Source organism: Amycolatopsis sp. NBC_01307, from assembly GCF_035975215.1.
GTDB lineage: Bacteria > Actinomycetota > Actinomycetes > Mycobacteriales > Pseudonocardiaceae > Amycolatopsis.
In genome coordinates this window covers 8,195,020-8,213,237 of sequence record NZ_CP108403.1, presented here as the reverse complement: position 1 = coordinate 8,213,237, position 18,218 = coordinate 8,195,020, and the positions used below count along the sequence as shown (strand labels likewise).

Sequence of the window (18,218 nt, the reverse complement as noted above, 5' to 3'; positions counted from 1 at the left end):
GTTCGGAAGGCCGTCATCGGGCGTTGCCCGGTGGCGGCCTTCTTCGTGCCCACACCTTCGAGTGACATCGAGTGACTTCGAAACCGCTCTGCGTGTTCGGTCGTCTTACTGGGCGACGGGACCACAGGGAGGGTGGCGTGGACGGATACGCGGTGAAGGTCGACGAGCTGGGCAAGCTCATCGCCGACCTGGATACGGCGGCGGACCGGATGGCCGACGCGAACCGAAAACTCGGCGGAGGCGGGGCGTTCGGCTCGCTCGGCAACGCCGAGCTGGGCCGGGCGGGAGCGGAGTTCGAGGAGGCGTGGGGGTACGGGATCGAGCGTCTCGGTGACGCGGCTGCCGGGATCACGGAGCGGCTGAAGCAGGCGAAGGGGAAGTACGAGCAGATCGAGGCCCAGTTCGGTGGGGAGCTGGGGAAGTTCGGGTCCGCGGTGTTCGGCTCGGGTGATGGTCCGGTGGGCGGCGGGATCACGGGCGGGATGCCGGGTGTGGGTGAGTTGGCGGACCGGGGCGACGGCCCGGTCGGTGGTGGTTACACGGGTGGTGTGGCCGGGATCGACGACCTCGCCGGAAGCTCGGCGGCGGGTGTGGACGTCGGCCCGGTCGGCGGCGGGTACACCGGCGGTGTGCCGGGCGTCGACAAGCCGGCGGACCTCGAAGACCGGCCGGTCGGTGGCGGTGCGACCGGTGGCATCACCGATCTCCTGAACGGTCTCGATCGATGAGCGCCCGCGACTTCCCGGCGCTGGGCTTCGACCCGGCGCCCGGCGATCTCGACGGCGTCGCCGACCTGGCCGGCAAGTACCGCGTCGTGAGCCGTGATCTGGCCGAGGCGAACGTCTCGCTGCGCGAGATCGTCACCAAGCAGGGTGTCTGGCAGGGCGAGGCGAGCGAGGCCTTCACACGGCGCGTCGGCCCGCTGCCGGGGTACCTCGACGGCGCCACCAAGTCGATGGGCCAGGCCGCCGACGCGCTGGACGCGTGGTCCCACGACCTCGGCGACCTGCAGAAGCGCGCGGCGGACCTGGAAGCCCGCGCGGAGGCGGCCGCCCGTGCGGCCGAGCAGGCACGGGCGAACCCGGACCTCGCGCTGGCGAACCGGACGTTCCCGGACCAGCCGTCCCTGCAGATCGCCCAGCGCCTGCTGGACAACGCGGGTGAGCAGCTCGAGACCGCGATCGACGGCTGCCAGAACGTCCAGGACGCGGCGAAGCAGCTGCTGACCGAGCACACCGGCGCCGCGGGCCGGGTCGCCGAGCTGCTGCGCAAGGCGAAGGAACTGGCGCCCGACGAGCCGGACGTGCTGGACAAGCTGTCCGACGCGGTGGGCGGGGCGCTGGCCGACCTGTCGAACACCCTGGCCGACTCGGTCGACGAGGTGTGGAACTTCGTCCAGGACCACGCCGAGGTGATCTCGAAGTGCTCCGACGTGGTGGGCGACATCGGCAACGCGCTGGGCGTGCTCGGCGACTTCATCCCGGATCCGGCGGGCGAGATCGTCGGCGCGGTCGGCGGCGGGTTCGGGCTGGCGGCGCTCGACGGGCACGTGCTCGCCAAGACCGCCGGGGCCGACGTGGCCACCGAGACGTTGGTCTTCGACGCGGCCGGAGTGGCCACCACCCTGGTCGGGCTCATCCCGGGGGCGCCGGACCTGGCGGTCAAGGTGGGGACCTACGCCCTCCTGCGTGAGCAGGAGCTCGGTGAAGTCTTCGGTGGTGAGGACTTCGAAAGCCCGTTGGACGACCTCAAGAGCTACTGGGTACCGCAAGACGACCACGGTTGGGTCCACGTGGCTTCCCCGGCCGTCGGCGCGTTCATGAGCGCGGCCGATGCCGGGACAGTGGCCGACAACGCGCCTGATCGTCGTCGCGAGCGGGCGGAAGACGAGGTGTGGAACTGATGCCGCTGCAGATCGACCTGCCGCCCGGGTTCGCCGGGATGCCGGTGGGCGGGGACGACAAGCTGAACCGCGGGCACGCCTGGACCGTCGCCGGGAACCTGGCGGCCGGAGCGGGTACGAGCGTCGAAGAGTTCGGCAGCTACCTGATGGCGCTGGTGCCGGCCATGCAGGCCAACGGTATCCGCGTGTTCGGCAAGTTCGCGGTCGGCCCGCGGCCGCCGGACGTCGCGACCCTGACGCTGGGCGTGGTGCAGTGGCCCGAAACCGCGCCCGCCAACCCGGACGCCGTCGTCGCGGCGATGGCCGAGCAGTACCGGAGCAGCCACCCCCGCTCGGTCGTCCAACCGGTGCGGTTGCCGATCGGCCCGGCTGTCGTCGCGATCAGCGGCGGCGAGTTCCACCTGCCGGCGGGGGACGTACGCGCGCAGATCAAGGCCGAGTACCAGATTCCGTTGCCGGACGGCCGGTCCGTGGTGGTGCTCTCGGTCGCCACAGCATCGGAGGACGCCTGGCCGGCGGTCGCCGAGGCGACGGCCAGGGTGGCTTGGAGCTTGCGCAGCCAGGAGAACGCGTGACCGCCTGGACGCCGGCGGCGGACGCCTCGTATGTGCTTGGGTTTCACCGTGGTGGCCTGACGCAGAACGTCGCCGGCAGCAACTTCATGACGCTGGGAGTCCTCGCCGCGTTCGTGGTGACCGGCATCTCGGTGGCTCTCTTCGTGAGGAGCCGGATCGACAAGCGCCGGCGGGCCGGCATCCGATTGCTCGTCCAGCGGCTCGACGGGCGCCCGCTCGCCTACGTCCCCTATGCGGAATTCGCTTTGTCCGTACCGGATGCGTTGAGCACGGCTCAGGCCCACGGTTACGCCTTGACTCCGAATCCGGTGGCGTTGCGGTACGAGTTCGCGCGTGGCGCGCCCCAGACGGCGTTCACGGGCAACCCCCGGGCGGCGTACGTCGCGCAGATGCTCGACGGCCGCCCGCTCTACCGGCTGGCCGCCGCTTTCGAGGAGCTGAGCCTTCCCGAGCTGATGGTGCTCGCCCACAGCCGGGGGTACACGGTGCAACTGAACCAGAGGTACTACGAATTCGTGCGGTATCCGGGGAGACCATGAACAATCCGCAGCTGATCGATGAGATGCGTTGGCAGCTCAAGCAGATCGAGGACCGCAAGGCCGAGAACCGGCGGCTGCTCGCGGGGATGGCGGGGAGCGGGCACACGACCGTCGTCTCGGCGGATCGGAGTGTCACCGTGCTCGCCGGGCCCGGTGGGGTCGTCAGTGAGGTGCGGCTGGCGCCCGAGGCCATGCGGTGCGACGCCGTCAGTCTCGGCCGGACCATCACCGCCGCTGTCCGGGAAGCCGTTGCCGCCGGTGGCCGGCTCGCGAGTCCGCCGGAACGGCAACAACAACAGCCGGTGGTGCGGCCGCGCAGGCAGGTTCCGGACGAAGACGAGCCCTACGACACCGTCTACGACGTCTGAGCACGGCTGGAACGGCTAGGCCGGCGGCGGCTGCTCGCCCCGCTTCGCCGCCGCGCGCTTGGCTCGCCACCCCAGGCTCAAGACCGCCTGCACCAGTTCCTGGTAGCTCGGCTTGACCTCCTCGAGGTACCGCTCGAGGTAGGCCGCTCGAGCCGTCGGGACGGGGCGGGGGTGGTCGCCCGGGGGGAGCCACGTGAGGCCCTGGATGTTGTGCAGCGCCATCTTCCACCAGCGCGTCGCGCGTTCGGCCGCGCGTTCCTCGCGTTCGGTCGCGACGGCGATCGCGTTCGACGCTTCCTCGATCTCCGCCTCGATCGACTCCGCGCGCCGGAGCTCCCAGGCGCGGAGGTTGTCCGCCGAGCCGCGGGACAGGGCGATGATTTCCTTGTACCGCATGGCCGCGGTGGCGCCGTCGTCGGTCATTGCGCGTTCTCCGGACGCTGGAACGGGATGATCACTTCGGGGGCGCCGTGCGTGGTGCGGTCGAAGAACAACGCCCGGCCCGGGCGCGGCGACCAGTGCACGACCTGCCCCGCGGCGAACGGCGCGAGCTCGTTGCCCTGAACGTCGAGGGCCGCCCACGCGCCGATGTCGTCGGTGCCGGCGAACCCCAGCGTGTCCTTGAGCCGGGCGATGCTGCGCCACCAGCCGATCGTGTGGATGCCGTGGCTCGGTCCTTGTTTCAGGATCACGCGCAGGTGGTCGAGGCCGCTCTTCAGCTGCCCGACCGCCTTCGCCTCGAGCGTCGGCAGGGCCGCGTCGACGCCGTACAGCAGCATGATCTTCGCGCCGCCGGACATCGAACCCGTCATCGACTCGAGCACGCCCGTGAGGTCGTCGACGAGGGTCGCCGCGTGGCCGTCGGCGCGCAGGTGCTCGGTCAGCTCCAGTGCGGCCGAGGCGCACGCTTCGATCGGGCAGCTCAAGATGAACTCGACTTCGCCGGGTTCGTACTGCCGGGACAGCGACCGCGCCGCGGAGTCCATGATGGACAGAGCCTCGGCGGTGGCGGACCCGAGCACCGCGACGTTGCGGCCCGGCGCCCGGGGCAGCTCGACACCGCACGCCGCCTCGGTGACGTCGATCGACTGGCCCAGCAGCGCCCGCGGCTTGGACGTCGGTTTGAGGTCGAGGAACGCCGGGAACCGTTCCAGCACCGGGGAATGCGCTCCGTCGAACAAGCGCGGGCGCGGGAACCGGCCCTGGTACTCCTCCCACAACCGGTGCTGCAGCCGGACGAACACGTTCTTGCTGCTCGCGTCCGGCACGTGGGACAGCTGGTTGCCGTGCGCGATGCCGGAGTCGTGGTTGATCACCGCGTGCCACTTCGGCGCCGACACCGCCGCGTTGTTCGTCTCGGCCAGCACGCGGCGCGCCTTCGGCATCGCGATCCGCAGCGTGCACTGCTCGAACACCGCCGGCTTGCCCCAGAACGCCTCGATGCCGGCGACGTCCTGGCTGGCCAGCACCATGTGGATGCCCTGCGACCGGCCGCGGCGGGCGATGTCCTCGAGCAGCTGCGTCGCCGTCGCGGTGACCTGGTCGCGCCCGGCGAACAGGTACTGGAACTCGTCGATCACCGCGACGATCCGCGGCCAGTGCCCGCCGGGGTCGGCTTCGCGCAGGTCGGCGAGGTTGGTGACTTCGTGCTCCTTCGCCGCCGACGAACGCCTTCGCAGCTCGTCGGTGAGGAAGCGCAGCAGGGCCAGGCCGAACTCGCGGTCGGTGTTGACGTTGACGCCGACGAGCCGCGCGTGCGGCAGCCAGCTCGCGTCCTTGCGCCCCGGCGCCAGCCCGGCGAACGAGACGCCTTCCTTGAAGTCCAGCAGGTACAACGCGAGCTCGTCCGGGGTGTAGCGCGCCGAGAGGCTGCCGAGCAGCGCGTACAGGAAGTTCGTCTTGCCGGACCCGGACGGCCCGCCGATCAGCGCGTGCGGGCTCGCGTCGCCGATCACGACCTCGACCGGTTCGCCTTCGAAGAACCCCACCGGGGCCCGGAGTTCACGCGCGGAGCTGTGGTGCCCGAGCTCGGGCGGGAGCAGGTCGTCGAACGACCGCGGCCCGCCCTGCTTGGCGATCAGCGCGTCCGCGATCTTGCCCGCCGCCCGGATGACCTGGCCGGACGGCATCGGCGGATCGAGGTCCACGAGCAGGTCGGTGCCGGTCATGCTGCTGATCGCGTGCCGGTCGTCGGTCAGGCTCAGCGTCTCGACCGACGCGCTGACGACCGTCGGCACGTCGATCATGATCAGGCAGATCCCCGCGGCCAGCGCCCCGCTCGCGACGCGCTTGAGGTCGCGCGCGCGTTCCGGTTCGAGGGTTTCGCCGTTGCCGTACAGTACGGCGATGCGGAACGGCTCGATCCGTTGCTGCTGCGCCTTCCGCAGTTCCCGCAACGAGGTGTGGCCCGCCTGCATGCCGGTGGCGTGGATGCGGCGGATGTGCCCGGCCAGCTCGTCGAGGAGGTCCTCCAGCCGGCCCGGGTCGTACAGCGAGAGCGCGCTGGTGCGGCTCAGCGGGTAGAGGTCCGGCAGGATCGCGGTCAGCTGCCCGATGTCCCACAGGTGGATGCGCACGGCGCCGGGTTCGAACGTCGAAAGCACGCGGATCAGCAGGTTCTGGACGATGCCGTCGATCGTGGGCCGGGTCTTGGGCGCCGACGTGATCGCCAGGTGCGACTCGTCGAGCAGCGGGACGGCGACGTCGAACGCGCGGGTGGGGTCACCGCCGGCGGCCGTGGCGGAACCGACGCGCCACAGGCCGGGCGCGGTGATGCCGGCGTTGTGGCCGACGCGGCCGAGCCAGTCGCCCGCCGGCAGCCCGGCCGGGCCGGGTGCATTCTGCGCCACCACTTCGCGCAGGGTCGCGGGGCCTTGGCTCCAGTCCGTGTAGTGGGTGCTGCGGATCGCGCCGAGCGCGCCGAAGACCTCGTGCGCGGCGGGGTGGCGGGACCAGTCGTTCTGCTGCTCGGTGCTGGCGTGGTTCATGCCGACGCGGACGATGTCGCGCTCCAGCTCGAGTTTGGCCAGGTCGGCTTCGGCCGCTTGACGGGCTCCGGCCGCCGCGCCCAGTACCAGCCCGATCTGGTGGCGGACCCGGTCGAGTGCGGTCTCGACGCGGTTGCGTTGCTCGGCTGACTTGTTGGCCATCGGCGTCCCCAAGAAAAAAGGTGTCCCGGAAAGGATTACAGGCGCGATCGGTATCCGCTCACCAGATCCTCGGCGGAGGCCAGGCGGCCGAGGAGCTGATCCAGCCCCTCGCCGGCCTGCGCGTACTGCGAAGGGAGCCAGGGATCGGCCTTGGCCTGGGCGTCCACCAGCGCTTGCCGGGCTTCCCCGAGCAGGCTTGTGGCCCGCTCGGTTTGGGCGCGCGCGTCGGCGAGCCCGGCCACGACGGCGGTGAGCAGCTGGTGAAGTTCGGCGAGTGTCATCCGGCTAGAGACGCGCCGAGTACGAGTCGGCGGACGAAATGCTGGCCTGGATGGTGCTCTGCATACCGCTGATGTCGTGCAGCGCCTGGGCCAGCAGGCCGTGGGCCTGGCTCACTTCGTGCTGGCTGCTTCCCTGCGTCGCCTGCGAGAGCGACTGCTGGGCTTCTTCGAGAGACTGCGCTGCTTGCTGGAGGGCGGCGATGCCTGCGGACGCCTTTTCGTTGGCGAGCGCGATGCCAGCGCGGATCTCTTCGACTCCGGCCATCGGGCCTCTACTCCTCGAGTCTGGTTGGTCTTGCGGGGACGGATTTCTATTGAAACAGATCCAGCGACGCACCGTGATCATCAGATGATGCCCAGTGATCGCGGGTCCGGAATCAGCAAGGCCCCGGACGCAGGAACGTCCGGGGCCTGGCCGATCACGGTGCGTGCGGGGGTCATCCCGGCACGAATGCCGCACACTGGCGTCGGTGGCCTGCACTACCCCAGGTCAGAGCGATTTTCGTGCCACTTCGGGCCTCTCTGAACGGGGGCGGTCGAGGTGGTCCGAAGACTATCGCGCGCTGATCGACAGGCTTCGATCAGCCCTGCTCGTAACTCCCTGCTACCGCGCAGAAAACTTCAGTTCGTTTTTGAAGACGTCTCACGTTAGGCCTGCTGGCCGAACGCGGCTGGGCCGCTGCGATTCCGGGCCCGCAAACGACGAAACGCCGAGCGGCCCGTGAAGGCTGCTCGGCGTCTCGCCTGATCAAGTGCGGAGGATACAGGATTCGAACCTGCGAGGGCGTGAACCCAACACGCTTTCCAAGCGTGCGCCTTAGGCCGCTCGGCCAATCCTCCGCAGGAGACGATACCGGACGCCCTTCCGTGCCTGCGAAGGCGGGTCAGGCCGACGCGGTCAGGGTGCGACGTCGGCGACCACGCACGTGATGTTGTCGGGGCCGCCCGCTTCGTTGGCCAGGCGGATCAGCTCCGCGACCAGCTCCGCGGGGTCCGTGATGCCCGCGAGGGTGTCGCGCAAGGTGGGTTCGCTGACCGGGCCGCTGAGACCGTCCGAGCAGAGCAGGTAACGGTCGCCCGGCTTCGCGGTGAACGTCCAGACGTCCGCCTCGCTCGAGCCCGACGTCTGCAGGGCGCGCATCAGCAGGGAGCGCCGCGGGTGGGAGTCGGCGTCTTCGGCGGCGACGCGGCCGTCTTCGACCAGGGCCTGGACGAGCGTGTGGTCGCGGGTCAGCCGGCGCAGGTCGCCGTCGCGCAGGAGGTAGCCGCGGGAGTCGCCGATGTGGGCCGCGGCGAACGTGCCGCCGTCGAAGAGCAGTGCGGTGAGCGTGGTGCCCATGCCTTCGGTGGTGGGCTCCTGCGACGCGACCTCGGTCAGCCGCTCGTCGATCGACTTGACGACACCCGTCAGCGTCGGGATCAGATCGATGGTGGTCAGGTCGATCCGGCGCAGGTCGACGTCGAGCTCGCGCAGCACGTCGACGGCGGTCGCGCTGGCCACTTCGCCGTGCGGCTGACCGCCGATGCCGTCGGCGACGGCGATCAGGCGGGAACTCGCGTACATCGAGTCCTCGTTGATCCGGCGCCGCCTGCCGACGTCCGACCCCGCGGCGTACCGCAGGACGTACCGATCGTGTGTCATGCTCCCATGAAAGCATTGGTTGACTGAGTTCACAAGCAAGACGGCTGAACGGACCATCCTCCGATAGAGTCCTCGCCATGGACGACGACGCCACGGTCAGCGCGGCAGACATCGCGCGCCTCGGCGGGGTCGGCCGGGCCGCGGTGAGCAACTGGCGCCGCCGGTACCCCGACTTCCCGCAGCCGGTCGGCGGCACGGCGTCGAGCCCGCTGTTCGGCCTGTCCGACGTCGCCGGCTGGTTCCACGCCCGCGGCAAGAAGTTCGAGCTGTCCGCGGCGGAACGCGCCTGGCAGCGCCTGCGCGCCCTCGGTGACGACCTCGACCTCGCCGAGCGCGTGAACCGCGCGGGCGTCTTCTTCGCTTTCCAGGCCGGGATCTTCGACACCTTCGACCACAAGCTCGCCGACGCCGAACTGCTCACGCTGCTCAGCGAGATGACCCACCGGACGGGTCCGGTCGACGCCTTCGAGTTGTTGTGCCGCAGGTACTTCGAGGCGCACTCGCGGCGGTTGTCGACGACGCCGGAGCCGGTCGCCGAGCTGATGGCCCGGCTCGTCGGGCCGGTGTCGGCCATCCTCGACCCGGCGTGCGGCTTCGGCGCGCTCGCCCTCGCGAGCGGCGCGAAGACCGTGCTGGGGCAGGACAGTGACCCGATGACGGCGTCGATCGCGTCGCTGCGGCTGCGGTTGCGCGGCGTCGAGGCCGACGTCCACGCGGTCGACGCGTTGCGCGAAGACGCCTTCGCCGGCCGAACCGCCGAAGCCGTGCTGTGCGACCCGCCGTTCAACGAACGCGCCTGGGGCCACGACGAACTGGTCGGCGACGCGCGCTGGGAGTACGGCCTGCCGCCGCGCGGCGAGCCCGAGCTCGCCTGGGTGCAGCACTGCCTGGCGCACGTCGAACCCGGTGGCACGGTGGCGATCCTGATGCCGGGCGCGGCGGCCGGGCGGCGCAGCGGGAAGCGCATCCGCGGCAACCTCCTGCGCGCGGGCGCGGTCCGCGCGGTGGTCACGCTGACGTCGGTGGGCCCGGACCTCTGGCTGCTGCGGCGGCCGGTGGCCGGCGAACGCCCGCCGTCCACCGTGCTGCTCGGCGAAGCGGGCGACGATCTGTCCACAGTGGAGGTCGACTGGCTGGAGTTCCTGGCCCGGCCGGAATCCGGCGTCCGGATCATCGACCTGCTCGACGACGATGTCGACCTCTCGCCCGCCCGCTGGCGGGCCCGGGACGAGGACCCGGGGCAGGCGTTCCAGGCCGTGCGGGAGCGGTTCGACGAGCTGGCGCCGCACCTGCCGCCGCTCGAGACGGCGGACGTCGAGCAGACGTTCACGACCATCGGCGAGCTGGTGAAGGCCGGCGTCGTCGAGGTCCGGCACGCCGCGCGGGCGGACGCCGAGCCACCGGTCGCGGAGGCGGGTGACGTCGTCGCGTCGGTGACCGGTACCGCGTACGTCCACAGTGGACCGTCGCACCCGGTGGGGGCCGGGCTCACCGTCTACCGCGTCGACCCGGAGCGGCTGGACGCGGACTTCCTCGCCGGCTGCCTGCGCGCGGCCGACCTCCCGGCCACCTCGGCGTCGACCCGGATCGACAGCAGGCGCGTGCGGATCCCGCGCTGCCCGCTCGACGTCCAGTACCGGTACGGCCTGGTCTTCCAGCAACTCGCCGAGTTCGACGACGTTCTGCGCGAGGCGGCGGAAACGGGCCGTGAGCTGGTCCGGCTAGGCTTCGCGGGACTCGTCGAAGGACGGCTCCGCCCCACCACCGCGGTCGGGGGGTCCGTGGGGGCGGAGCCCCTCGGGCGGGGCGCGGGGGTTGCACCCCCGCATTAGCACAGGGGCCGAAGGGGAACGGATGCTGATCGCCGACCGCTACGAGCTCGACGAACTGCCGCTCGGCCGCGGCGGGATGGGCGCGGTGCACGGCGGGCACGACCGCAGGCTGGGCCGGCGCGTCGCGATCAAGCTGCTCAGGCTCCCCGGCCGTGACGAAGAGCTCGAAGCCCGCTTCGCCCGCGAAGCACGGATTCTCGCGACGCTCGACCACCCCGGCGTCCCGGCGCTGTACGACTACGGCACGCACGACGACCGGTTGTTCCAGGTCATGCAGTTCGTCGACGGCGTGACGATCGCCGATCTGCTCGCCGAGCACGGGCCGCTGCCGGTGCCGTGGGCCGCGGCGATCGCGGCGCAGGCCTGCGCGGTGCTGACCGCCGCCCACGCGCTCGCGGTGTGCCACCGCGACCTCAAGCCGTCCAACCTGATGCTCGGCCCGGACGGCGGGGTGAAGGTGATGGACTTCGGCCTCGCGGTGCTGCGCGAAGCCGACGCCGCGCAGTTCACGCGGGCCGGGCAGCTGCTGGGTACGCCGTCGTACATGGCGCCCGAGCAGATCCAGCGCGGGGGCGCCGAACCGCGCAGTGACCTCTACGCGCTCGGCTGCGTGCTCCACGAGATGCTCACCGGGCAACGGCTCTTCGACGGCCCCACCGCGTACGCGGTCTTCGAGCGGCAGGTCAAGGAGCTGCCGCTACCGGTCGCGGGGATTCCCCCGCACCTCAACGCGTTGCTCGCCGAGATGCTGGCGAAGGACCCCGAAGACCGGCCGGCCGGCGCGGCGGTGCTGTACGACCGGCTCGGGCCGTTCGTCAGCGGACTGCCGCCGCTGCCGGGGTTCCTGGCGCCGCCGTCGGTGGCCAGCCCGGGCCGGATGTACGCGCGGATGCTGGGCCGCGTCACCGGCTGAGCGCCACCGGGCCGCGTTCGGCCAGCGGCAGGCCGGCCAGCCGGATGCGGCGGCAGGTCGTCGCGTTCTGCACCGCGATGCTGATGCCCAGGGTGAGCGCGATCGACGCCGACGACAGCGGGCCCGCGACACCGAGCACGGTGGCCAGCGCGACCAGTCCGATCCGGACGCCGATCGTCAGCACCCAGAGGCCGAGCGTGGCGGCCGAGCCCTTCTGGAACGTCGTGCCTTCGCGGACGCTCAACGTCGTCGTGGTGCTGCGGAGCACGCCAAGCCCGGCGAGCACGACCAGGTCGACCCCGAGGAAGCCGAGCTCGGCGGCCGAACTGCCAGGCAGCGCCTTCAGCGTCAGGTAGCCGCCCACCACGACGAGGATCAGCGGCATCGTCACCAGCGACTTGCGGTTGAGCAACGTGCCGCGCAGCTGCTTGTAGACGACCTTGTAGAGGACGAGGCCGGCGAGGGCGACGTAGAGGAGGACGGTGGCGGTGCTGGACATCGGAGGCTCCCGGTTTCGAAGGTGCCTCCAGCTTCGGCGTCCGGCCGCCTGATCACGTCGGCGTGCGGATCGGTCCCGGGTGGAACCCGGCCTCCACCCCCGGGTTGACGCGCTACTCCTCCCAGACCGGCTCGGGCGGCAGGCCGCGCTCGGCGCGGGCCGCGTCGGACAGTTCCTGGATGAGGTCGGTCTTCGCCCGCGTGTAGGCGTCACCGGTCATCCCGGACGCGGCCAGCTTCTGCTTCAGCTCGCCGTACCGGCGCGCGGCTTCCGGGTACTTCCGCAGGTGAGCGGCCATGACCCGCTCCTTGTTGTGCTCCCAGTTCGTCGGCGGGAAGACGTGCAGGTGGTGCGTGCGGACGTCGCCGGCGCGCCGGACGAACAGCAGCCGTCCCGGGGCGCCGAAGTCCTCGGCGCGGTAGCCGAGGCCGTCGAACAGGCCGGGCGGGACGGCGTCGAGATCGGGCGCGAGCGCGGCGATGTCGATGATGGGCTTGGCCGCGAGGCCGGGTACCGATGTGCTGCCGACGTGCTCGACCTGGGAGAACCGGTCGCCGGCCACGGCGAGGATCTCGGCGCGGGCCTCGGCGAAGCGCTGCGGCCACGCCTGGTCGTAGGAAGAAACGATCACCATCGGGTCATCATCTACCCAATCGTGACCTTCGTGGACGAACCTCTGGCGGGGGACTCCCGTCTTTAGGGGTGTCCGACGGAGATCGAGTCTTCTGGGGGTACGGGATCGTGAAGAGGCTTCTGGCGGGAGCGGCCGCGCTGGCCACGGCGTTGGTGCTGACCGCGTGCTCGGGCGGGTCGTCCGGTGCGGGCGAGCCGAACGCCGGCGGCGGGGCCGTCGCGGCGGGCACCGGCGGCGGGGCGCCGACGACGTCCGCGAGCACGTCCACGGCTCCGCCCACCACGTCGGCCAGCGCGACGCCGACTCCGACGCCGTCGACGACCAAGCCCGCGCCGACCAGCACCACTCCCAAGCCGAAGCCGAAGCCCAAGCCGGTCCCGAAGCCCGCCGCCGACCCGAGCGTGCCGTGCGCGGCCGCCGCCGCGTCCGCGGGCACGGCCGCCTGCGTCGACCTCTCGGCGCACAAGACCTGGATCCTGCAGGGCGGCAAGGTCATCTACGGGCCGGTCTCGATGCTGCCGGGCCGCAAGGGCTACGCGACGCCGACCGGCACGTTCCACGTGCTGTCGAAGGAGAAGGTGCACCTGTCGAAGGAGTTCGACAACGCGCCGATGCCGAACTCGGTCTTCTTCTACCCGGGTGACGCGTTCCACACCGGCAGCCTGTCGGTGTACTCGCACGGCTGCATCCACCTGGCGGCGAGCTCGTCGCTGAAGTACTTCAACACGCTGCACGTCGGCGACGTGGTGCAGGTTGTTCCGTAACGAGTCATCAATCAATACGGACAGTAGATCACGGTAGAGTAACTTCACTCGTAAGAGTGCAACTGGCCCCCCTGTTCAGGCGATAAGAAATCGCTTGGGAAGGGGGGCCAAATGGCCTTGGGAACGCTTCGAGCACTACGCCACGCTCTCGTGGCGGTCGTGCTGACGGGGGCATTGCTGCCGGCCGTGACCACTGGGGTGGCCACGGCGGCGGCAGCACTCCCGCAGGGATTCGTCCTGCGGGACACGGACACCGGACTCGGTGTGGGGGAACTGACCGACTTCGCTTACCTGCCGGACAACTCGATGCTCGCCATCGGGAAGAGCGGCGGCGTGCGATGGATCTCGGCGACGAGTGGCGCGCCGAAAACCGTCACCAACCTGACCGTTCGCACGATCGGTGACCTCGGCCTGGTGGGCATCGCCGTGGCGCCGGACTACGCGACCACGCACAACATCTACCTGACGCGCTCGATAGACAGCGGGACCGGCTTCGTCATGCGGCTCTCGCGGTTCACCGTCACGCTCGACGGCACGGGGACGCCGTCCGGGCTGACCGGCGAGCAGGTCGTCTTCGAGACGCCGGGCATCCACAACGTCCACGGCATCAACACCGTCCTCGCGCCGGCGGACGGCACGCTCTGGGTGTCGATCGGCGACAGCGGCGACTTCACGCAGGCGGACCCGGGTTCGCTGCGCGCGCAGGACGTCAACCAGCCCTACGGCAAGATCCTGCACCTGACCAAGGACGGCAACGGCGTCCCGGGCAACCCGTACTACGACGCGGCGAACCCGGCGTCGAGCGCGAGCAAGGTCTTCGCACGCGGCTTCCGCAACCCGTTCCGGTTCAGCATCGACCCGAACCTCGGCCTGCCGGTCGCCGGGGACGTCGGCTGGAACAGCTACGAAGAGATCGACGTCGTCCAGCGCGGCGCCAACCAGGGCTGGCCGTGCTGGGAGGGCAACCACCCCACGCCCGGTTTCACCGGCCTCGCCGAGTGCGCCGCGGTGGTGAACCAGCCGCCGATCACCGAGTACCAGCACGGTGACGGCATCAACAACGGCAACAGCGTCAGCGGCGGGATCCTCTACAACGGCTCCAGCTACCCGGCGGCCTACCGCGGTTCCTACTTCTTCGGCGACTACGCGACGCAGAAGATCTGGACCCTGCGCTACGACGACCAGGGCAAGCTCACGCAGGCGCCGGAAACACCGCCCGTCTTCACCGGCGTCGGCGGCCCGGTCAAGTTCGCCCCCGCGCCGAACGGCGACATCGTGTTCGCCGACATCCTCAGCGGCACGATCCGGCGGCTGACCTACACCTCCGGCAACACCGTGCCGATCGCGGCCGCGACGTCGACCACCAACCCGGACACCCGGACGGTTTCCTTCGACGGCTCGACGTCGGTCGACTACGACAACGACCCGCTGAAGTACGACTGGGACTTCGGCGACGGCACGACCGCTCTCGACGCCGGCCCCCAGGTGAACCACACCTACGCGGCGGGCACCGACGCGTTCACCGCGACGCTGACGGTCCGGGACCCGCTGGGGGCGACCGGGACGACCACCGTCGCGGTCGCGCCGGGCAACCACAGCCCGCAGCTCACCCTGACCACGCCGGGCGACACCGCGACGTTCGCGGTGGGCCAGCAGGTCAGCCTGAGCGGCACCGCGACGGACGCCGAGGACGGCTCGCTGCCGATCACCTGGACGTCCACGGTGCGCCACTGCCCGAGCGAGGCGACGTGCCACGCGCACCCGGGCGTCGGCGGGACGGGGGCGAGCTTCGCGCAGCCGTTCACCGACCACCCGGACTCCCGGATGGAGTTCACCGCGACGGTGACCGACAGCGCCGGCGTCAAGGCGTCCCAGACCTACGTGGCCCGGCCGCGTGAGCACCGGATCACCCTGGTCAGCACGCAGCCCGCGGCGCTGAGCATCCCGGTCGAGGGCGGCGTCACCACGGCGCTGGTCGCCGAAGGCGCGTCCTTCGACGTCGAGGCCCCGGCACTGGGCGTCGACGGCGTCTCGAAGTTCACCGGCTGGCAGGGCGGGCCCACGACCACCACGTGGGTCGTCACGGTCGGCACGAGCGACATGACGCTGACGGCGAACTACGACACCCCGATCGACCAGCGCTACAACGCCGACGCGGCGTTGCGGACCAAGCTCGGGGCGCCGACCGCCGCCGAGGTCACCGACGGTGCGGTCCACTACCGGGCCTACGCCAACGGCAACCTCTACTGGAGCGCCGCGACCGGCGCGAAGTACGTCACCGCGCCGATCCTGGCCAAGTACCTCGCGCTCGGGGGCATCAACGCGCTCGGGGCCCCGGAGAACGACACCACGGTCGCGCCGGACGGCGTCGGCACCTACAACCACTTCACGGCCTGGTCCTCGATCTACTCCACCCCGGCCACCGGGGCGCACCTGATCAAGGGCCTGATCCGCGACAAGTGGCAGGCGCTGGGCTGGGAACGCGGCATCGGCTACCCGACGACCGACGAACTGTCCACTCCGGACGGTGTCGGCCGGTACAACCACTTCCTCAACGGCGGGAACATCGGTTCGATCTACTACACGGTCAACACCGGTGCCCACGCCCTCTACGGGGAGATCCGCAAGAAGTTCGCGGCGCTCGACTACGAGCGCGGCCTCGGCTACCCGACGACCGACGAGCTCGGCACGCCGGACGGCCGCGGCCGGTACAACCACTTCAGCCTCGGCCACTCGATCTACTACACGGTGGCCACGGGTGCGCACGCGGTGAAGGGCGAGATCCGCAAGCGCTGGGCGGCGCTCGGGTGGGAGAACTCCTACCTGCACTACCCGAAGACCGACGAGTACGTGGTGAACGGGGTGTACCGCAGCGACTTCGAAGGCGGCTACATCACGTTCACGCTCGCCGGCGGGGCGGTCGACCGACCCTGGTGAGCTGGTAACCGAAGCACGACGAGGGCCGTCTCCGGAATTCTCCGGGGGCGGCCTTCGTCGTTTCACTCAACCTTTCGTGGCCTCCGCGCGTCTTGGTGGCAGTAAGAGGGAACACGGATTGCTGGGGGAGAAATGCGGATTCGTCGTGCGTTGGCCGGTCTGTCCACTTTGGTCGCCGCGGCGGTGCTGACCGCCTGCTCGGCCGGGGGTACCGCGGATGTCCGGCTGGCGGCCGAGACACCGGCGTCCACTTCGGACACGGCGACGGCGCCCGCGGCGACGGTGCCGGCCAAGCCCGTGATGGCGGCCGGGGTGCCGTGCACGATCACGGCGAAGGCCTGCGTTTCCCTGTCCGGGAAACAGGCTTGGCTGCTCGACGAGGGCAAGATCGTCTACGGCCCGGTGAAGATCATGCCCGGCAAGAAGGGCAGCACCACGCCGCTGGGGACGTGGCACGTGCTCTATAAGGAAAAGCTGCACCTCAGTCGGGAGTTCAACAACGCTCCGATGCCGAACTCGGTGTTCTTCTACAACGGCGTCGCGTTCCACGAAGGCAGCTTGGCCAAGTACTCCAACGGTTGCGTGCACCTCTCCGCGCCGGTGTCGCTGAAGTTCTTCTCCTCGCTGAGCAAGGGTGACGAGGTCCAGGTCGTCAGGTGAGCAGGTCCGCGGGGGTCGTGCCGGTCGACGTCAGCGGCAGGCCGAGGGTGACGCGCTCGGTGAGCCACGGGCTCGGCCGGTAGCGGGGGTCGCCGGTGGCCGCCTCCAGGCCGCGCAGGATGCGCAGCACGACGTCGCCACCGACCAGGTCGCCCCAGGCCAGCGGGCCGCGCGGGTAGCCGAGGCCGAGGTGGACCGCCGTGTCGATGTCCGCCGGGGTGGCCAGGTGGTGGCCAGCGATGAAGCACGCCGTGTTGACGATCGAGGCCAGCAGGCGCTGGGCGATCGGGGCCGGGCCGTCGCGGACCACCGTCACCGGGTTCCCGGTGGCGGCCAGCGCGCCCCACGCCGCGCGGCCCACGTCCGGGTCGAGGCCCGGGTGCACCGACAGCGTCAGCCGTCGCTCGTAACCGCCGAGGGGGTCGACGCCGGCGACGCGCGCCAGCGGCAGGCCGGCGCGGGTGGCGGCGTCCACTGTGGACTCGCCGTAGAGCGGGACGAGCAGGACGGCGTCCGGGTAGGCGTCCGACACCACGTGCACGCCGGCCGCCGACAGCACGCGCGCGAGGTGCTCGTCGGCGGTGAACACCGGGCCGGTCGGCTTCGGCGGCGCGGCCGGCTCGTCCGGGTTCTGCTGCTTGCCCTCGACGTGCCGGTAGAAGCCCTCGCCGTTCTTGCGGCCGAACAGGCCCGCGGCGACACGCGGGCGCGTCAGCCACGACGGCCGCAGCCGCGGGTCGCCGTGGAAGCCGCTCCAGATGCTCTCCAGCACGGCGTGCGAAACGTCGAGACCGGTGAGGTCGAGCAGCTCGAACGGGCCGAGCTTCAGGCCGAGCACGTCCCGCGCGACGCGGTCGACGTCGGCCGGCTCGGCCAGCGCCTCGCCGAGGATCTGCAGCGCCTCGGTGCCGAGCCCGCGTCCGGCGTGGTTGACCAGGAAGCCCGGCGCGTCCTTCGCGAGCACCGGCTCGTGGCCCCAGCCGCGGACCAGTTCGACCGCCTCGGCGGCCAGCCAGTCGTACGTGCGGGTGCCCGGGACGACCTCGACCAGGCGCATCAGCGGCACCGGGTTGAAGAAGTGCAGGCCGACGAGCCGGCCGGGGTCGGTCAGCTCGGCGGCGATCTCGGTGACCGACAACGAGCTGGTGTTCGTCGCGAAGATCGTCTCCTGTGGACAGACGCGCTCCAGGCCGGCGAACAGCGCCCGCTTGGTCGCGAGGTCCTCGCGCACGGCTTCGACGACCAGGTCGACGCCGTCGGCGGGCGCGTCCGGCGCGTCGAGCGGGACGAGCCGGTCCTTCACCGCCTGCGGGTCCTCGGTCAGCTTGCCCTTGGCGGCGAGCTTGTCCACCATCCCGCCGACGAATTCGATCGCCTTGGCGACGGCCTCGGGCTGGACGTCGGCCAGCTCGACGGTCACCCCCGCGGTCGCGGCGAGCTGGACGATCCCGCGGCCCATCACCCCGGTCCCGATCACCCGGATCCTGCCGACCTTCCCGGCCCACCCCGTCACGTCGTGCCC

Annotated in this window: 18 protein-coding genes and 1 tRNA gene; 10 read left to right on the top strand and 9 right to left on the bottom strand. The window is 71.0% G+C overall.

The window, feature by feature from the left end:
• Positions 1-137: 137 nt before the first annotated feature.
• From OG439_RS36130 to OG439_RS36110, 5 genes are read left to right on the top strand one after another with little or no spacing between them, the layout of a single operon-like run.
• Positions 138-728 carry a hypothetical protein gene (locus OG439_RS36130; protein WP_326945078.1) on the top strand — a complete coding sequence of 197 codons (591 nt, stop codon included), beginning with the start codon at positions 138-140 and terminating at the stop codon, positions 726-728.
• Complete coding sequence (locus tag OG439_RS36125) at positions 725-1,903, top strand: putative T7SS-secreted protein (RefSeq protein ID WP_326945077.1); 1,179 nt, start codon at positions 725-727, stop codon at positions 1,901-1,903. The genes OG439_RS36130 and OG439_RS36125 overlap by 4 nt, the downstream gene beginning before the upstream one ends.
• Entirely contained in the window at positions 1,903-2,478 is a 576-nt protein-coding gene (locus tag OG439_RS36120; protein ID WP_326945076.1) for a hypothetical protein, read from the top strand. Before OG439_RS36125 ends, OG439_RS36120 begins: the two co-directional genes overlap by 1 nt.
• Positions 2,475-3,017, top strand: a complete 543-nt coding sequence (locus OG439_RS36115) for a hypothetical protein (protein WP_326945075.1) — start codon at positions 2,475-2,477, stop codon at positions 3,015-3,017. Before OG439_RS36120 ends, OG439_RS36115 begins: the two co-directional genes overlap by 4 nt.
• A complete protein-coding gene (locus OG439_RS36110; protein ID WP_326945074.1) occupies positions 3,014-3,385 on the top strand; it encodes a YbaB/EbfC family DNA-binding protein in 372 nt (123 codons plus the stop codon). The genes OG439_RS36115 and OG439_RS36110 overlap by 4 nt, the downstream gene beginning before the upstream one ends.
• A 15-nt stretch (positions 3,386-3,400) precedes the next feature.
• On the opposite strand, the gene OG439_RS36105 is transcribed toward OG439_RS36110, so the two are convergent.
• From OG439_RS36105 to OG439_RS36080, 6 genes are all read right to left on the bottom strand, one after another.
• A complete protein-coding gene (locus OG439_RS36105; RefSeq protein WP_326945073.1) occupies positions 3,401-3,808 on the bottom strand; it encodes a hypothetical protein in 408 nt (135 codons plus the stop codon).
• Positions 3,805-6,534, bottom strand: a complete 2,730-nt coding sequence (locus OG439_RS36100; protein ID WP_326945072.1) for an FtsK/SpoIIIE domain-containing protein — start codon at positions 6,532-6,534, stop codon at positions 3,805-3,807. Before OG439_RS36100 ends, OG439_RS36105 begins: the two co-directional genes overlap by 4 nt.
• A gap of 35 nt (positions 6,535-6,569) precedes the next feature.
• Positions 6,570-6,815: a hypothetical protein gene (locus OG439_RS36095; RefSeq protein WP_247058978.1), complete on the bottom strand. Its 246-nt coding sequence runs from the start codon at positions 6,813-6,815 to the stop codon at positions 6,570-6,572.
• Positions 6,816-6,819: 4 nt separating this feature from the next.
• Positions 6,820-7,080, bottom strand: coding sequence for a hypothetical protein (locus OG439_RS36090; RefSeq protein WP_247058976.1), 261 nt, complete (start codon positions 7,078-7,080; stop codon positions 6,820-6,822).
• Between the two features lie 490 nt (positions 7,081-7,570).
• A tRNA-Ser gene (locus tag OG439_RS36085) sits at positions 7,571-7,655 on the bottom strand.
• 58 nt (positions 7,656-7,713) lie between these two features.
• A complete protein-coding gene (locus tag OG439_RS36080; RefSeq protein WP_326945071.1) occupies positions 7,714-8,457 on the bottom strand; it encodes a PP2C family protein-serine/threonine phosphatase in 744 nt (247 codons plus the stop codon).
• A 77-nt stretch (positions 8,458-8,534) separates the two neighbouring features.
• Here OG439_RS36080 and OG439_RS36075 point away from each other — a divergent pair, with 77 nt between their 5' ends.
• Entirely contained in the window at positions 8,535-10,289 is a 1,755-nt protein-coding gene (locus tag OG439_RS36075) for an HsdM family class I SAM-dependent methyltransferase (RefSeq protein ID WP_326945070.1), read from the top strand.
• 22 nt (positions 10,290-10,311) lie between these two features.
• Entirely contained in the window at positions 10,312-11,202 is an 891-nt protein-coding gene (locus tag OG439_RS36070; RefSeq protein WP_326945069.1) for a serine/threonine-protein kinase, read from the top strand.
• On the opposite strand, the gene OG439_RS36065 is transcribed toward OG439_RS36070, so the two are convergent.
• A complete protein-coding gene (locus OG439_RS36065; RefSeq protein WP_326945068.1) occupies positions 11,192-11,701 on the bottom strand; it encodes a hypothetical protein in 510 nt (169 codons plus the stop codon). The two genes, OG439_RS36070 and OG439_RS36065, sit on opposite strands and share 11 nt — an antisense overlap.
• A 112-nt stretch (positions 11,702-11,813) precedes the next feature.
• Complete coding sequence (locus tag OG439_RS36060; protein WP_326945067.1) at positions 11,814-12,335, bottom strand: GrpB family protein; 522 nt, start codon at positions 12,333-12,335, stop codon at positions 11,814-11,816.
• Between the two features lie 107 nt (positions 12,336-12,442).
• On the opposite strand from OG439_RS36060, the gene OG439_RS36055 reads away from it, so the two are divergent.
• The 3 genes from OG439_RS36055 (at position 12,443) to OG439_RS36045 (ending at position 16,696) form a co-directional block, all read left to right on the top strand.
• A complete protein-coding gene (locus OG439_RS36055) occupies positions 12,443-13,099 on the top strand; it encodes a L,D-transpeptidase (RefSeq protein WP_326945066.1) in 657 nt (218 codons plus the stop codon).
• Between the two features lie 111 nt (positions 13,100-13,210).
• Positions 13,211-16,036, top strand: coding sequence for a PQQ-dependent sugar dehydrogenase (locus tag OG439_RS36050; protein WP_326945065.1), 2,826 nt, complete (start codon positions 13,211-13,213; stop codon positions 16,034-16,036).
• A 132-nt stretch (positions 16,037-16,168) separates the two neighbouring features.
• On the top strand, positions 16,169-16,696 hold the full coding sequence (locus OG439_RS36045) for a L,D-transpeptidase family protein (protein ID WP_442792241.1): 528 nt from the start codon (positions 16,169-16,171) through the stop codon (positions 16,694-16,696).
• Here the strand turns inward: OG439_RS36045 and OG439_RS36040 are convergent.
• A complete protein-coding gene (locus OG439_RS36040; protein WP_326945064.1) occupies positions 16,689-18,209 on the bottom strand; it encodes a 3-hydroxyacyl-CoA dehydrogenase in 1,521 nt (506 codons plus the stop codon). The genes OG439_RS36045 and OG439_RS36040 overlap by 8 nt on opposite strands.
• Positions 18,210-18,218 lie beyond the last annotated feature (9 nt).

Bases quoted from the DNA above. Each gene is read 5' to 3' on its own strand.
- OG439_RS36105 (WP_326945073.1), bottom strand. From the start codon at position 3,808: ATGACCGACGACGGCGCCACCGCGGCCATGCGGTACAAGGAAATCATC.
- OG439_RS36050 (WP_326945065.1), top strand. From the start codon at position 13,211: ATGGCCTTGGGAACGCTTCGAGCACTACGCCACGCTCTCGTGGCGGTC.
- OG439_RS36110 (WP_326945074.1), top strand. From the start codon at position 3,014: ATGAACAATCCGCAGCTGATCGATGAGATGCGTTGGCAGCTCAAGCAG.
- OG439_RS36075 (WP_326945070.1), top strand. From the start codon at position 8,535: ATGGACGACGACGCCACGGTCAGCGCGGCAGACATCGCGCGCCTCGGC.
- OG439_RS36065 (WP_326945068.1), bottom strand. From the start codon at position 11,701: ATGTCCAGCACCGCCACCGTCCTCCTCTACGTCGCCCTCGCCGGCCTC.
- OG439_RS36045 (WP_442792241.1), top strand. From the start codon at position 16,169: ATGCGGATTCGTCGTGCGTTGGCCGGTCTGTCCACTTTGGTCGCCGCG.
- OG439_RS36100 (WP_326945072.1), bottom strand. From the start codon at position 6,534: ATGGCCAACAAGTCAGCCGAGCAACGCAACCGCGTCGAGACCGCACTC.
- OG439_RS36080 (WP_326945071.1), bottom strand. From the start codon at position 8,457: ATGACACACGATCGGTACGTCCTGCGGTACGCCGCGGGGTCGGACGTC.
- OG439_RS36070 (WP_326945069.1), top strand. From the start codon at position 10,312: ATGCTGATCGCCGACCGCTACGAGCTCGACGAACTGCCGCTCGGCCGC.
- OG439_RS36090 (WP_247058976.1), bottom strand. From the start codon at position 7,080: ATGGCCGGAGTCGAAGAGATCCGCGCTGGCATCGCGCTCGCCAACGAA.
- OG439_RS36125 (WP_326945077.1), top strand. From the start codon at position 725: ATGAGCGCCCGCGACTTCCCGGCGCTGGGCTTCGACCCGGCGCCCGGC.
- OG439_RS36095 (WP_247058978.1), bottom strand. From the start codon at position 6,815: ATGACACTCGCCGAACTTCACCAGCTGCTCACCGCCGTCGTGGCCGGG.
- OG439_RS36060 (WP_326945067.1), bottom strand. From the start codon at position 12,335: ATGGTGATCGTTTCTTCCTACGACCAGGCGTGGCCGCAGCGCTTCGCC.
- OG439_RS36120 (WP_326945076.1), top strand. From the start codon at position 1,903: ATGCCGCTGCAGATCGACCTGCCGCCCGGGTTCGCCGGGATGCCGGTG.